The organism is Arthrobacter sp. Z1-9, assembly GCF_054792695.1.
The window spans coordinates 2742040-2756797 of record NZ_CP096456.1 but is presented as its reverse complement, the minus strand read 5'-3'; the positions used below and the strand labels follow the sequence as shown (position 1 = coordinate 2756797).

General features: G+C 64.5%; 9 protein-coding genes and 2 tRNA genes. 7 read left to right on the top strand and 4 right to left on the bottom strand.

From position 1 onward, the window contains the following. The first annotated feature begins 14 nt into the window (after positions 1–14). Both M1D93_RS12720 and M1D93_RS12715 read left to right on the top strand, forming a co-directional pair. A complete protein-coding gene (locus M1D93_RS12720; protein ID WP_461171883.1) occupies positions 15–2147 on the top strand; it encodes an ATP-dependent DNA helicase UvrD2 in 2133 nt (710 codons plus the stop codon). Beyond that, on the top strand, positions 2144–2755 hold the full coding sequence (locus tag M1D93_RS12715) for a YgjP-like metallopeptidase domain-containing protein (protein ID WP_461171882.1): 612 nt from the start codon (positions 2144–2146) through the stop codon (positions 2753–2755). Before M1D93_RS12720 ends, M1D93_RS12715 begins: the two co-directional genes overlap by 4 nt. Before the next feature lie 6 nt (positions 2756–2761). On the opposite strand, the gene M1D93_RS12710 is transcribed toward M1D93_RS12715, so the two are convergent. Beyond that, complete coding sequence (locus M1D93_RS12710) at positions 2762–4207, bottom strand: zinc-dependent metalloprotease (protein WP_461171881.1); 1446 nt, start codon at positions 4205–4207, stop codon at positions 2762–2764. Between the two features lie 135 nt (positions 4208–4342). Between M1D93_RS12710 and M1D93_RS12705 the strand changes: the two genes are divergently transcribed. From M1D93_RS12705 to M1D93_RS12685, 5 genes are all read left to right on the top strand, one after another. After that, the gene (locus tag M1D93_RS12705; protein WP_461171880.1) at positions 4343–5557 is read left to right on the top strand and encodes a YlbL family protein; all 1215 of its coding nucleotides are present in this window, start codon (positions 4343–4345) and stop codon (positions 5555–5557) included. A 151-nt stretch (positions 5558–5708) separates the two neighbouring features. Beyond that, positions 5709–8684 (top strand): UPF0182 family membrane protein, encoded by a 2976-nt coding sequence (locus M1D93_RS12700; RefSeq protein WP_461175014.1) that lies wholly within the window; start codon positions 5709–5711, stop codon positions 8682–8684. A 118-nt stretch (positions 8685–8802) separates the two neighbouring features. Next, a tRNA-Met gene (locus M1D93_RS12695) sits at positions 8803–8876 on the top strand. Positions 8877–9046: 170 nt separating this feature from the next. Then, positions 9047–9120, top strand: a tRNA-Met gene (locus M1D93_RS12690). Between the two features lie 142 nt (positions 9121–9262). Continuing rightward, the gene (locus M1D93_RS12685; RefSeq protein ID WP_461171879.1) at positions 9263–10195 is read left to right on the top strand and encodes a cytochrome b/b6 domain-containing protein; all 933 of its coding nucleotides are present in this window, start codon (positions 9263–9265) and stop codon (positions 10193–10195) included. A gap of 31 nt (positions 10196–10226) precedes the next feature. Here M1D93_RS12685 and M1D93_RS12680 read toward each other — a convergent pair whose 3' ends face one another. The 3 genes from M1D93_RS12680 to M1D93_RS12670 form a co-directional block, all read right to left on the bottom strand. Next, complete coding sequence (locus M1D93_RS12680; protein WP_461171878.1) at positions 10227–11657, bottom strand: cryptochrome/photolyase family protein; 1431 nt, start codon at positions 11655–11657, stop codon at positions 10227–10229. 96 nt (positions 11658–11753) lie between these two features. Then, positions 11754–12527 carry a PspA/IM30 family protein gene (locus M1D93_RS12675; protein WP_461171877.1) on the bottom strand — a complete coding sequence of 258 codons (774 nt, stop codon included), beginning with the start codon at positions 12525–12527 and terminating at the stop codon, positions 11754–11756. Positions 12528–12637: 110 nt separating this feature from the next. Then, the gene (locus M1D93_RS12670) at positions 12638–14686 is read right to left on the bottom strand and encodes a TPM domain-containing protein (protein WP_461171876.1); all 2049 of its coding nucleotides are present in this window, start codon (positions 14684–14686) and stop codon (positions 12638–12640) included. Positions 14687–14758 lie beyond the last annotated feature (72 nt).

The following is a 14758-nucleotide window of genomic DNA, read 5'->3' as shown; positions in this document are numbered from 1 at the left end:
GAAAAAGCAGCAAAGTGACTACAGAAAATTTTGATGGCGCAGCTTCCCTGGAGGACCGGATCCTGGGCGGCCTTGATGCCGAGCAGCGCGAAGTGGCCAGCACCCTTAACGGCCCGCTGTGCGTCCTTGCCGGGGCCGGCACGGGAAAGACACGGGCCATCACCCACCGCATCGCCTATGGTGTGCACTCCGGCGTCTACACTCCCCAGCGGCTGCTGGCCGTGACCTTCACTGCCCGCGCGGCGGCGGAGATGCGCAGCCGGTTGCGCGACCTTGGGGCCGGTAACGTCCAGGCCCGTACGTTCCACGCAGCAGCACTGCGCCAGCTGCAGTTCTTCTGGCCGCAGGCTGTCGGCGGGACGCTGCCCAACCTGCTGGACCACAAGGCCCAGATGCTCGCCGAGGCAGCCCGCCGGCTTCGGTTGAGCACGGACAGGGCCTCCATCCGCGATCTTGCTTCCGAAATCGAGTGGGCCAAAGTGTCCATGCTGACGCCCGCCAACTACCTTGAAAACGCGCAGGACCGGGGTGCGCCGGGCGGTTTCGACCTCACCGCCGTCGCCCGGGTCTTCCAGTCCTACGAAGATGTCAAGACGGACCGCAATGTCATTGACTTCGAGGACGTCCTCCTAATCACCGTGGGCATCCTGCAGGAGGACGAAAAGGTTGCCGCCACCGTCCGCGAGCAGTACCGGCACTTTGTGGTGGACGAGTACCAGGACGTTTCCCCGCTGCAGCAAAGGCTCCTCGAACTGTGGCTTGGAGGACGGGACGAGCTGTGCGTCGTCGGGGACGCCAGCCAGACCATTTATTCGTTCACCGGGGCCTCACCGAAGCATCTCCTGGAATTTAAGGCCCGCTATCCGCAGGCCAACGTCGTGAAACTGATCAGGGATTACCGCTCCACGCCGCAGGTGGTCAAGCTCGCCAACGATCTCCTTGCGGCCAGGCGGAGCAGTGGAGCTGCCGCTGATGCCGCCTGGGCTGCCCCGCTCCAGCTCGTGGCCCAGCGGCCGGCCGGGCCTGCCCCTCAGTTCACCGAGTGCTCGGACGATGAAGCGGAAGCTGCCACGGTGGCACAAAAGATCAAGGCCTTGCTCGACGCCGGCACTCCGGCCAGCGAGGTGGCTGTCCTGTTCCGCACCAACGGGCAGTCCGAGGCCTATGAACAGGCTCTTGCTGCCGCCGGCATCGGCTATCAGCTGCGCGGCGGAGAGCGCTTCTTTGCCCGCAAGGAAGTACGCGATGCCATCCTCCAGCTGCGGGCAGCCACCCGGGCGGTCCCGGCGGAGTCGCCGGAACCTCTGGGCCAGCTGGTCCGGGACATCGTTGCGTCCCTCGGCTATACCGAGGCAGCACCCCACAACGGCGGTGCGCTCCGTGAACGCTGGGAGTCCCTCGCGGCGCTCGTGGCCCTCGCGGACGAACTCGTCCAGACACGTGGACCGGAGTTTGGCCTGGCAGACTTTGTGAACGAACTCCAGGAGCGTTCGCTGGCCCAGCATGCACCCACAGTGCAGGGCGTGACCCTCGCCTCGCTGCACGCGGCCAAGGGCCTGGAATGGGACGCGGTGTTCCTGGTGGGGCTCAGCGAAGGTTTGATGCCCATCTCCTTTGCCGATTCCCCGGAATCCGTGGACGAGGAACGGCGGCTCCTCTACGTGGGGATCACGCGGGCCCGCGAACACCTTTCACTGTCCTGGTCCACGGCCAGGACTCCCGGGGGCCGGGCCAACCGCAAGCCCTCCAGGTTCCTGGACGGGCTGCGCCCGGATTCCGTCGCAGGCTCAAATATCAGGGGCAAGGGGCCTTTGCCCCGCCGCAAGGCGGCCGCCCCGGCCGTCTGCAGGGTCTGCGGCAGCATGCTGGCCACCGGGGCGGAACGCAAAGTGGGGCGGTGCAACGCCTGCCCGCCGAGCTATGAGGAACAGACCTTTGACGCCCTGCGGACCTGGCGGCGCGAGGTGGCGCTGTCCGCGGACGTTCCCGCCTTCGTCGTGTTCACCGACGCAACGCTTACAGCCATTGCCGAAGCCCGGCCCACCTCCCTGGAAGAACTTGCGGCGCTGGCGGGAGTGGGGCCGTCAAAGCTGGAACGCTACGGGGAAGACGTTCTGCGGGTCCTGGTGGAAAGCACCGCACTGTGATCACCACCGAGGGCGGCGCGCCGGTAGAGGTGCGCCGCTCCGCCCGCCGCACCCGGACCGTTGCGGCGTTCTGGGAGAACGGGACGGCCGTCGTGGCCATCCCGGCGCGGTTCTCGGCTGCCCAGGAAAAGGAATGGGTCCAGCGGATGCTGGCCAAGCTGCATCGCCAGGGGGAACGGCGTTCAGCTTCCGGCCGCAAGCGCCCCGCCTCGGACGCCGCCCTGGCCGCCCACGCCGCCCAGTTGTCCGAACGGTACCTCGGCGGAAAAGCCGTGCCGGCGTCGGTGCGCTGGGTCAGCAACCAGAATTCAAGGTGGGGTTCGGCCACCCCCGCGGACGGAACTATCCGCCTTTCGGACAAGCTCCGCCCCATGCCCCAGTGGGTGATCGACTATGTACTGCTCCATGAGCTCGCCCACCTCCTGGTGGCCAGCCACAATGCGGCGTTCTGGAAGCTGCTGGAGGAATACCCGGACACCGCACGGGCTAAGGCTTTCCTGGAAGGGGTCTCCTTTGCCATGGCCCGGGGCCTTCCCGGCAGTGAAGCGGGTGACGGAACCGGTGCCGTCCGGCCAGGCGGGGAGCGCTGGGCGGACGACGCCGATTAGGCCGGCTTAGCTTTTAGGCCCGCCGTCCTGCCCGTCGGCATCCGGGTCCTCGGCCGGCTTCCCGTCCTGCCCGCCGTCGGCGTCATTGTTTCCGTTGGACGAGGCATCATCAAACCCGCCGCTCAGCAACTTCTGCAGGGCGTCGTCCACCTCCGTGTCGCTGGCTTCGGCCAGTTTCCGGCGTCCGCTGAACCCGCGGGGATCATCCAGGTCCTCGCCGGTGGGCAGCAGGTCCGGGTGGTGCCAGATCGCGTCCCGGCCTTCAATGCCGCGTTCTTCTTTCAGCGTGGCCCAGAGTGTGGCCGCATCCCGCAGCCGGCGGGGGCGCAGTTCCAAACCGACCAGCGAAGCGAACGCGTGCTCGGCCGGACCTCCCGTGGCACGGCGCCGACGGACGGTTTCCCGGAGGGCGCCCGCAGACGGAAGAACCTTTTCGGTAGCCGCCGCAGTGAGTTCGTCCACCCACCCCTCCACCAGCGCGAGCGCGGTTTCCAGTTTCTCCAGGGCCTGCTCCTGGGCAGGTGTCCGCTGGGGCATAAATACGCCCTGCGAAAGGGCTTCCTGGATACCCTCGGGATTGCTGGGATCAAGATCCCGCGCCAGTTCCTCGATACGGGAGGTATCGATATGGATGCCCCTCGCGTAGGCCTCGATGGCGCCGAGCAGGTGGCCCCGCAGCCAGGGAACCTGGACAAAGAGCCGTGCGTGGGCAGCTTCCCGGACCGCGAGGAAGAGCCGAATGTCATTCTCGGGCAGGGAAAGCCCTTGGCCGAAAGCGGCGACGTTGATGGGCAGCAGCGCCATCTCAAGGTCGGCGAGGGGTACTCCGATGTCGGTGGAGCTGACCACATCCGTGGACAGGGCGCCGATGGCCTGCCCCAGCTGCATGCCGAAGATGGCGCCGCCCATGTTCTGCAGCATTGACGAGGCTCCGCCCATCATGGACTTCATCTCTTCAGGCATCTGTTCGGTCATCGCGGATGAAAGCGCATTGGCGATGCTGTTGGCCACCGGCTCGGTCAGCCTCTTCCAGGTGCCAAGGGTCGCCTCCACCCACTCCGCACGGGACCACGCGCGGCCGATCAGGCCTGTAGCGGGAAGATCGGTGACGGGGTCGAGCCACAGTTCAGCGAGCCGCAGGGCCTCGTCCACTTCACGGGATTGCTGCGACGTGACCGATGGATCTGCGCTGGCTGCCGCGACCCGCCGGGCATTCTCGTGGGCCAGCTTCCAGTTCACCGGACCCTCGGACGGCACGCTCATCATCGCCTGGACCTGCGAAAACATCTGGGCCAGGAGGTTGGGGTCGTTGGGAAGGCCGGCAGCCTTCGCCAGCTCGGCAGGATCGAAATTCTCCATCCCCTTGCCGCCCATCAGGTTTTGCAGCATCTCTGCCAACGGGTCCTTGGGGGTGTCGTCGCCGTTGGACGGATTAAGTGGGTTGGAGGTCATGATCCCGCCGATCGTCGGTGTGACTGTTAATCAACCTTCACGGTACCCCGGTGCTGGTCGGCTGTCTGCCGGAGTGCATTGCCGTTCGCTGTAGGCAAAGAACTCCGCCTGCCGGCACCGCGTAGTGTTGGTTCAGTGACTACAACCCGTGGCGGCCACCCCTCAGAGGACCACGCTGCCGAGCCCTCTTCCGTTCCCTGGGATGGGGAACCAGGCGGCCCTGAAGGCGGCGCGCCCGCCAATGCCCCGAGCTCTTCCCCAGCGGCTGACACTCCACTGTTCCCGGGCAGCCCGGGGCGCCGGGACAGGAAAACCTCGGCCATGATGGTGGCCGGAGTGGCGGCCCTGGTGCTCGGAATCGCGGTGGGCACCCTGCCGGTCCCGTACGTCGTCGAAACACCCGGTCCTACGTACAACACCCTGGGCCAGAGCCAGGGAAGCCCGGTCATCAAAGTCACCGGGCGTGAATCCTATCTGGCAGAGGGCAACCTCGATCTGACCACCGTCTACGTGAGCGGCGGCCCCACCAGCCCTGTGAGCATTTTGAGCGTTTTCTCCGCCTGGCTGGACCCGTCAAAGGCTGTGTACCCCGAGGAATTGATCTACCCCACCGGTACAACCAAAGAAGAGGCACAAGAACAGAGTTCAGTGGCCATGACCACGTCCCAGGAGAACGCGGTGGCCTCGGCCCTCAATGAGCTGGACATTCCCTTCGGGCAGCAGCTTCAGGCGGCAGACCTCTCCGAAGGTTCCGCCGCCGCCGGAAAAATTGAGCCCGGGGACATCCTCGAGACCATCAACGGCAAGGAAATCACCTCACTGGCCGTCATCCAGGAGGAACTGGCTGCGGGCAAGGGTGCGCCAGTCACGGTGGTAGTGGAGCGCGGTGGCCAACAGGTCACGCAGGTGATTACCCCTAAAGACAACGGTGCGGGGCGCTTCATCCTGGGTGTCATGCTCAAGTACCTGTTCACGTTCCCCTTCGACGTGGAGATTTCGCTCGAAAAGGTCGGGGGCCCCAGCGCGGGACTGATGTTCTCACTCGGCATCATCGACACAGTCACCCCGGGGGACCTCACAGGAGGAAAACACGTGGCCGGCACCGGAACCATAACCCCGGACGGTTTGGTGGGGCCCATAGGCGGCATCGGGCAGAAGATGCAGGGTGCAAGGTCCGGGGGAGCCACGCTCTTCCTCGCTCCCGCTGCCAACTGCGGGGAAGTGGTGGGCAATATTCCCGACGGTCTCCAGGTGGTCAAGGTCGAGAACCTCGCGGAGGCCCGCCGCGCCGTCGAGCTTGCCGGTTCCGGCGGGGACACATCCGGCCTGCCGGCATGCACAAGCAACTAGACTGGGCAGGAACTAAGCATTACTGCCACTCGTGGCAATTAAGACGGACGAAACCAGCGTTTGACCGGTAAGTACGTCGCTCGCACGCACCGCTTCGAATATTCTGACGACCAGCTATGAGGTACCGAGTTTGTCCCGTCCCGCCAGCACCATGTCCACAGGTAAACCCCCTTCAAGACGCGGCGCGCTGACGCCCACCCTGATCGTTGTTGCCCTGGTAGTTGTGGGCTTCATTTTCTTTGCCAACGTCTGGACCGATGTCCTCTGGTACCGGCAGCTCGGCTTTATCGAAGTGTTCATCACCGAGAACCTGGCGCGGATCGGGATCTTTGCTGCCGGGTTCGCCATCATGTTCCTTGCGGTCTTCTTCGCCATCCGGATCGCCTACCAGTCCCGGCCGGTGTACGCCCCCGACTCGGAAATCCGCGACAACCTCAACCGCTATCAGGCGCAGCTGGAACCTGTCCGCCGGGTGGTTATGGTGGGCCTGCCGGTCCTCTTCGGCCTCTTCGCCGGAAGCGCCGCATCCAGCCAGTGGCAGAGGGTCCTTCTCTTCTTCAACCAGGAACCCTTCGGAAAATCGGATCCGGAATTCAATCTGGACATCAGCTTCTACCTGATGACGCTGCCGTTCCTCGGCTTCGTGACCGGGTTCCTGATCAGCGTGGTGGTGATTGCCGGCATCGCTGGCATCCTGACCCATTACCTCTACGGCAGTATCCGGCTGATGGAACGGGGCGTCTTCACCAGCCGCGCCGCCCAGATCCACATCGCCGTGACGGGTGCCGTCTTCCTGCTCCTCCTGGGCATCAACTTCTGGCTTGACCGCTATTCGGCCGTCCAGAGCAACAGCGGACGCTGGGCCGGCGCCCTGTACACGGACGTGAACGCCGTGATTCCCACGAAGTCCATCCTGGCGGTGGCCGCAGCACTCGTCGCCATCCTGTTCATCGTGGCCGCCGTTATCGGCCGGTGGCGCCTGCCTGTGATCGGCACGGCGATGCTCGTCATCACGTCCATCCTGGCCGGCGGCGTTTACCCCTGGGTGATCCAGCAGTTCCAGGTACGCCCGTCGGAAGAGACGCTGGAAAAGGAGTTCATCCAGCGCAACATCGACAACACGCGTGCCGCCTACGGACTGGATGCCATCCAGGTGGACCGCTACGATGCCACCAACACCGCCAGCACCGGCGCGCTGGCGCCGGATGCCCAGACCACGGCAAACATCAGGCTGCTGGACCCGAACCTGATCTCGGACGCGTTCTCGCAGCTGGAACAGTACCGCCCGTACTACCGGTTCCCGGAGTCCCTGAACGTTGACCGCTATGAGGTGGACGGGCAGATCCAGGACACCGTTATCGCTGTCCGCGAGCTGAACCCCACCAACGTGCAAACAAACCAGCAGGGCTGGCTCAACCAGCACGTTGTGTACACCCACGGCTACGGCGTGGTGGCAGCCAAGGGCAACAAGTTCACCGTTGACGGCAAGCCGGAGTTCCTGCAATCAGGCATTCCCTCCACGGGTGTGCTGGGGGATGACTCCAGCTACGAGCCGCGGATCTACTTCGGCGAGTACTCTCCGGACTACTCCATCGTGGGTGCACCGGACGGTGCTCCGCCCCGCGAGCAGGACAGGCCATCAGGTGAGGGAGAGACGCAGTACACCTTCGAAGGCAACGGTGGACCGAACGTAGGTAGCTTCTTCAACAGGGTGCTGTACTCCATCAAGTTCCAGTCCTCGGACCTGCTGCTCTCGGACGGCGTCAACCCGGAATCGCAGATCCTGTACGAACGCAACCCGCGTGAGCGCGTAGAGAAGGTTGCCCCCTACCTGACCGTGGACGGCAACGCCTACCCCGCGGTGGTTGACGGTCGGGTGAAGTGGATCGTGGACGGCTACACCACCAGCCAGTACTACCCGTACTCCCAGCAGGAGCAGCTCTCGGACGCGACTGCTGATTCCCAAACCACGTCCGGCCGTGCGGTCGCCCTGCCGAACAGCACCGTCAACTACATCCGGAACTCTGTGAAGGCCACGGTAGACGCCTACGACGGTTCGGTCACCCTGTACGCCTGGGACGACCAGGACCCGCTGCTGAAGTCCTGGCAGAAAGTCTTCCCCACGTCGCTGAAGCCATACTCGGAAATGTCCGGCGATGTCATGAGCCACGTCCGCTACCCCGAGGACCTCTTCAAGGTCCAGCGCCAGCTGCTGGGCGAGTACCACGTGACGGACCCGTCCAGCTTCTACCAGACGAAGGACGCGTGGAGCGTACCGAACGACCCCACGGTGGATTCAACCAATGACGTCAAGCAGCCGCCGTTTTACATGTCGCTGCAGATGCCGGACCAGGATAAGCCTGCTTTCCAGCTGACGTCATCGTTCATTCCGCAGATCGTCAACGGAAACGCACGCAACGTCCTCTACGGCTTCCTGGCCGCCGACTCCGACGCCGGCAACCAGGCCGGTGTGAAGGCCGAGAGCTACGGCAAGCTGCGGCTGCTGCAGATCCCGCCTGAGATCCAGGTCCCCGGCCCGGGCCAGGCACAGAACAAGTTCAACTCCGATCCCACCGTTTCCCAGGCGCTTAACCTGCTCCGCCAGGGTGCCTCTGACGTGCTGAACGGCAACCTTCTGACGCTCCCTGTGGGTGGCGGAATTCTTTACGTCCAGCCGGTGTACCTCAAGTCGACCGGTGAGACGTCCTACCCCACGCTGCAGCGCGTCCTGGTGGCCTTCGGCGACAAGGTCGGCTTCGCCCCGACCCTCGATGAAGCGCTGAAGCAGCTTTTCGGTGGCGACTCGGGTGCCGCTGCGGGCGACTCGGACAACAACGGCCAGACGCCCACAGACCCGGCTGCTCCGGAGACGCCGGCCGGAGCGGATGCCAAGGCTGAACTTCGCGCGGCGCTGGATGAGGCAAACGCCGCCATCCAGTCCGGTCAGGCTGCCTTGGCTGCCGGCGATTTCGCAGCCTACGGCGAGGCGCAGAAGCGCATCTCAGCGGCGCTCCAGAGGGCCCTGGATGCAGAGAACAAGATCCCGGTGGCCGCTCCGGAGGCAACTCCGGCGCCGGCCTCTACGGCAACACCCGAAGCCACGCCGTCGCCCTCTCCCAGCAGCTGACCACGACGGCGGCATCCGGCACCCGTTCCATCTGGAGCGGGTGCCGGACCGGCGAGACGGAGATCACGCCTTCCGGATTTGGCCTGCTGTTCACCGGCCGGTAGAGTAGTTCTTGCGACGCGGGGTGGAGCAGTTCGGTAGCTCGCTGGGCTCATAACCCAGAGGTCACAGGTTCAAATCCTGTCCCCGCAACTGACGGAAGTCCCGGACACTGGAAACAGTGTCCGGGACTTTTTGTTTAAGCGTCGGACCGGGCTGTCGCGGCTGAGGGCTTAGCGTCCAAAGCTGTCGGGACGGAAAGCGGGCCCTGAAATGGCGGTGGAAAAACCTGCCGCCAAAATAGGGTAGTGTTGTTTCAGCGACGCGGGGTGGAGCAGTTCGGTAGCTCGCTGGGCTCATAACCCAGAGGTCACAGGTTCAAATCCTGTCCCCGCAACTATGAGAAGGTCCCGCCCGGCAGACAAGCCGGATGGGGCCTTCTTTTTTCATTGAATGCCGGCAGTTCCTAGTATTCTCTTTCGCAGAGCCTCACAGATCGTGAGCACTTCGCCAGTCATTCTCGAGAGGAATGTTGCTCGATGTCCACACCCACGAAGAAGCCCGGCGCTGCCGCGGGCAAGCGGTCCCGACTTTATTGGGGCGTGCCCGTGGTTCTTGCGGTACTGGTCCTCGTGGTGTTGATCGCCAAGTGGCTGATGGGCCTGCCGGCCGTCGCCTCCTTCGTGGCGGATTATCCGGGCCAGTCGGAGCTGCCGGCGGACGCGCCGGTAGGATTCCCGGCCTGGCTTGCCTGGCAGCACTTCCTGAACGCCTTCTTCCTGCTGCTGATTATCCGCACGGGCTGGCAAGTGCGGACCACCACGCGCCCCAGTGGACACTGGACCCGCAACAACAAGGGCCTGATCAAAACAAAGAACCCGCCAACGAAGATCAGCCTGGAGCTGTGGTTCCACCTCACGCTGGACGCCCTGTGGATCCTCAACGGCCTGGTGTTCGCGGTTCTGCTGTTCGCTACCGGTCAGTGGATGCGCATCGTTCCCACCAGCTGGGACGTCTTCCCCAACGCGCTCTCGGCCGCCCTGCAGTACGCTTCCCTGAACTGGCCCACGGAGAACGGCTGGGTGAACTACAACGCGCTCCAGCTGCTCTCCTACTTCGTTACGGTCTTCATTGCGGCGCCACTGGCCTTCATTACTGGCCTGCGGATGTCCTCTGCGTGGCCAAAGAAGGCCGCCGGCCTCAACAAGGCCTACCCGATTGAATGGGCCCGGGCCGTCCACTTCCCCGTGATGATCTACTTTGTTGCCTTCATCGCGGTGCACGTCTTCCTGGTGCTCGCCACGGGGGCGCTGCGCAACCTCAACCACATGTACGGAGTGCAGGACGGCGACGGCTGGTTCGGGTTCTGGGTTTTCCTCGCCTCGGTTGTGGTCATGGTGGCGGCCTGGTTCCTGGCCCGCCCCATCTTCCTGCGGCCCATCGCGTCCCTGATGGGCAAGGTCAGCCGGTAATACGCCGCAGAGCCGGCGCCGGCGCTGCCCGCTAGTCCTTGAGCCTGCTGTAGGTCTCCAGTGCCCTCTCCCGTGACTCCGGCAGCCCCACGAGCGGCGCCGGGTACCCGGCAACACCGGCGGCCTTCCACGGTTCGTGGATGGTCTTACCGTCGAGGCCGGCAAGCTCCGGGATGAACTGGCGAAGGTAGCGGCCGGCCGGGTCGAATTTCCTGCTTTGCGTCACCGGGTTGAAGATCCGGAAGTAGGGCGACGCGTCGGCTCCCGAGCCGGCCACCCATTGCCAGTTGGCGGGGTTGCTGGCGGCATCCGCGTCCACGAGGGTGTCCCAAAACCACTGCTCACCGATGCGCCAGTCCGCCAGCAGATTTTTGACCAGGAACGAAGCGGCCGCCATCCGCACACGGTTGTGCATCCAGCCTGTCTGCCACAGCTGCCGCATCCCGGCGTCAACGAGGGGATAACCGGTGCGGCCCTGTTGCCATGCCCCTAGCTCGTCACCAGTGAGCGACTGCCACTCGAAGCGGTCAAACTCAGCGCGGTAGTTGCGGGTGGCGAGTTCAGGGTTGGTGTACAGAAGGTGCCAGCAGAATTCCCGCCAGCCGAGCTCTGAACGGAAGATTCCGACGTCGGCCGGTATCTTGCGCGGGAACCGTTGCCGGATCTCACGCCACACCCTGAACGGGCTGACCTCGCCGAAGCGCAGATGCGGTGACAGCCTGCTGGTGCCTTCCACCCCCGGGACGTTGCGGCCGGTGCCGTAGTCCTCCACGGGTCCGTCCAGGAAATCCGCCAGGCGGCGCAGGGCGCCCTTTTCGCCGGGCTCCCAGGTGTCTGCAAGGCCGCTGCTCCAGTCGGGGGAGCGGGGCAGGAGGTTCCAGCTGTCCAGGTTGTCGCCGGGAGGAAGCGCTCCTCCTCTTGCCAACGCAGGGGACGGCAGGTGGTGCGGCGATTCGTGCGGGTCGCGCACTTCGCCGTGGGCCAGGCAGGTACGCCAGAAGGGCGTGAAGACCTTGTAGGGGCCCCCGGCGCCGGTGCGAATGGTCCAGGGCTCGAACAGGAGGTTGGCCTGGTGGCTGGATGCCTGAATGCCGTTAACGCTGGCCCACATCTTCACATCGGCATCCACAGACCGCTCCGGCAATCCATAGCGCCGGTTCCAGAAGAGATGCGTGGCAGCCGTTTCGGCCGCGAGTTCCTGGATGACAACAGACGCCGGCCCGCGGCGAAGAAGAAGGCGCGAACCCTTGCTTTCCAAGGTGGCGGCCAGCGCTGCCAGAGAATGGTGGAGCCACCACCGGGTGGCTCCACCCAGCGGCCGGATCCCTTCCGACTCCTCGTCCAAAATGAAGACGACGGTCATGGGCAGGCCCTCCGCTGCGGCTTGGGTCAGCGCAGGGTTATCGTCAAGGCGGAGGTCGTCACGCAGCCAGACGAGGGACGCTGCGTCGGAGGTAGCCATGCCACCACGCTACACACCCGCGGCATCAGGAAGGCCGGGGCAGCGGCCCCGGCCTTCCTTGATGTGTTACTGGGGAGAGTGCTCCCTGCCCACGTGTCAGAGCTTGTCGTAGTCGATTTCGGTTGTAGTGGACTCGTCGGAGGCGGCAGAACCAGCGGCGCCGATGGCAGGCTTTGAGGTGCCACCCGACTTCAGGGCAGCCAGCCGTGCCTCGATCTCAACCTGCTCGCCGAGGTCCTCCAGCTGGTTGAACTGCGCATCAAGGCTTGACGAGGCGAGTTCCTGCTGCCCGCGGACCTTGGCCTCTTCGCGGCGGATCTTCTCTTCGAACCGGCCCACTTCGCTCGTGGGATCCATGATGTCGATGCTCTTGATCGCATCGTGCACCTGCGCCTGGGCAGCAGCGGTCTTGGAACGGGCAACCAGTTCGTTGCGCTTGCTGGTCAGCTGGTTGAGTTTGCCCTTCATCTGGTCCAGGCCGGTCTTCAGCTTGTCCACCACTTCGCGCTGGGAAGCGATGCTCGGTTCTGCACCCTTGGCCTCATTCTCAGCGGCCATTTGACGCTGCAGGGCAACCTTGGCCAGGTTGTCGAACTTTTCGGCGCGGTACTCATCGGCCTTGCGTGACGCCGCAAGGGCCTTGTTTCCCCAGTCGCGCGAGTTCTTGACGTCCTCGTTGTAGTCGTCCTCGAGCATCCGCAGGTTGCCGATGGTCTGTGCGACAGCGGACTCCGCCTCGGCGATGTTGTTGGTGTAGTCCCGTACCATCTGGTCGAGCATCTTCTGCGGATCCTCAGCGTTATCCAGCAAAGAGTTGATATTCGCCTTTGCCAGCTGCGCGACCCGGCCGAAAATGGACTGTTTAACCATGGTGTTACCTTTCGTCCTGCTCTGTGTTGACCACTGAAATCAGTGAACGTTGGTGTACTGCGTCTATTCGCCTGACGGGATATGCGGTTGTCGAAGCTTGGCTCCGACCGTCAGAAACTTCCGGAGTCGCCTCCGCCGAAGTCGCCACCGCCAAAGTCCCCGCCGCCGAAATCGCCGCCGCCCCATCCGCCGCCGTCGCTGTGGCCGCCGCCCCATCCGCCGCCACCGCCTCCGTTGAGGATGGAGTTGATCAGGATGCCACCGAGGATGGCGCCGCCCAGTCCGCCGCCGCCGCCTCCGCCGAACATGCCGCCGCGGCCGTAGCCCTGGTTGGCGTAGCCGTCGAAGTGGTCAACATCGGCCTGCGCCAGCTGGGCTGCCTGTGCAGCCAAGGCGTGTGCCTGCTGGGCGTAAGTGAGGGCGGTTACCGGATCGGTGCGTGCAATGGACAAGGCGTAGTCCAGGTTGCGCTGCGACTCCGCCAGCCGGGTGCGTGCTTCGGTACCCACGCCGCCGCGGCGGGCCGTGATGTAGTCGGAGGTGGCGCTGATCTGGGCCTGGGCAGACATGATGGTCTGCTGCAGTGAGGCCTGGGCCCGGCGGGCCTGTTCCTCCTGGTCCCTGATGCCCGTGAGCGACTGGTCGAGCGACTGATGGGCGGTTTCGACGCGCTGCAGGGTGGCGATGGGGTCGATCTTCCCGCCCTGGATCTCGGACTTCACCTGGGCCAGTGCAGCTTCAACTGCCGCCACCGGTCCGGCAAGCTCCGGATGGGTTCCGGACTGGATCATTGCCTTTGCCTGGGCAAGGTCCTGGGATGTATCAACTACCGCCGCCTCAAGGCCGCTCCGGGCCTCATCCAGGCTGGAGGAAACCTTGGCGATTGCATCGATGAGGACGTTCGTCTGGTGCAGGCTTTCTTCTGCGGCGCGGACAGCAACGGCAGCCAGGCTTCCTTCACCCTCAGCCAGCTTCTGCTCCGCAGTGGCCGAAGCATTCTGGACGAAGGCCAGCCGTTCCTTGGCCTGCAGGATGTTGTCCGAAACCTGCGCCAGCGCGCTCTCGGCATACTTTGCCCTGAGCGCCGTAAGGGACTGCTCGGCGCTGGCGATCTTCGAATCCGCTTCGCGGGCCCCGGCGTTGACGGCTGCCAGTGCCCGTGGAGCGTTCTTCTCAAGTTCGCGGAGGGAATCGAAGTCCGCCTTCTGCTCCTGGAGCGACGCCAGCGCGGCTTCCGACCGCCGGATGATTTCGCCCAGCCACGTCCGCTGCTGCTCTTCGGTGTCAGGGATGTGGTCGTCCAGCTGCTGCTGCAGCTTGAACGATTCGGTCATGTGGCCTTTGGCTTCCTCCAGCGCCTTGGTGAAGTTGCCGACGGCGGAATCACCGTATTGTGCCTGGGCGAACATGAGTTCCTGCTCGCTGGACTTGATGGCGTCATCGGCCTCGATGAGGAGGGAACCGCTCTTGCGGCGAAGTTCCTCTACGCTCAGGGAAGCCAACGGATCAACTTCCGCACCCTGCGGGCCATAGCTCGCGCTCGACGCCTGGACGGCAGCCTTCTTGCGCTTGTTGCGGAAGTAAAGGTATGCCCCGGCGCCACCCGCGGCGACCACGCCCGTTCCCACAAGAACGGCTGCACCAGCACCGTCACCGGAGGGAACGTTGCCGCTGCCGCCACCGGCGGCATCTCCGATTGCCGCTGCCGTGTCAATTGCTGCCTGGGCGAAATCGGGGTTTCCACCGGCCAGGTTGGCCGTAACCGCGTTCTGGCTTATGGCCCCCTGTTTGGACTTGATGGGGCTGGCAGAGTTCAGGACAAAGCTGAATTTGCCGTCGTCTTTGGCTATCGCGAGGATCGCGTCGGACCTGCCCATGCCCTTCTTTGTTGCAACGGCTGCGGCCCAGTCTGCAGGGACTGTCGGGTTGGTGAACTTGTCTACGGTGACAACGTAAAGGTTGTACTTGTCATCCTCGAGGAGCTTCTGGACCGCTTCCTGGACTTCACCCTTCCGGCTTCCTAGGACATTCGCGTTATCCACGATGTTCTGGCCGGACGGAATGGTGACCGGGTCCTCTGCCCAGGCCGCGGCAGCGGGCGCCGCCAGCAGGCCGGTAAGGCCGATCACGGCGAGAATACGTTTGAACTTTGACCGCATGTGCAACCCTTCAGCACGCCTGACACCGATTCGGGACGAACCGGTCGTCTCAGAATGCAGCAGCGCCCCCAC

Coding starts and splice junctions, on each gene's coding strand:
- M1D93_RS12710 (WP_461171881.1), bottom strand. CDS start 4,207: ATGACCTCCAACCCACTTAATCCGTCCAACGGCGACGACACCCCCAAG.
- M1D93_RS12700 (WP_461175014.1), top strand. CDS start 5,709: ATGTCCACAGGTAAACCCCCTTCAAGACGCGGCGCGCTGACGCCCACC.
- M1D93_RS12685 (WP_461171879.1), top strand. CDS start 9,263: ATGTCCACACCCACGAAGAAGCCCGGCGCTGCCGCGGGCAAGCGGTCC.
- M1D93_RS12680 (WP_461171878.1), bottom strand. CDS start 11,657: ATGGCTACCTCCGACGCAGCGTCCCTCGTCTGGCTGCGTGACGACCTC.
- M1D93_RS12675 (WP_461171877.1), bottom strand. CDS start 12,527: ATGGTTAAACAGTCCATTTTCGGCCGGGTCGCGCAGCTGGCAAAGGCG.
- M1D93_RS12670 (WP_461171876.1), bottom strand. CDS start 14,686: ATGCGGTCAAAGTTCAAACGTATTCTCGCCGTGATCGGCCTTACCGGC.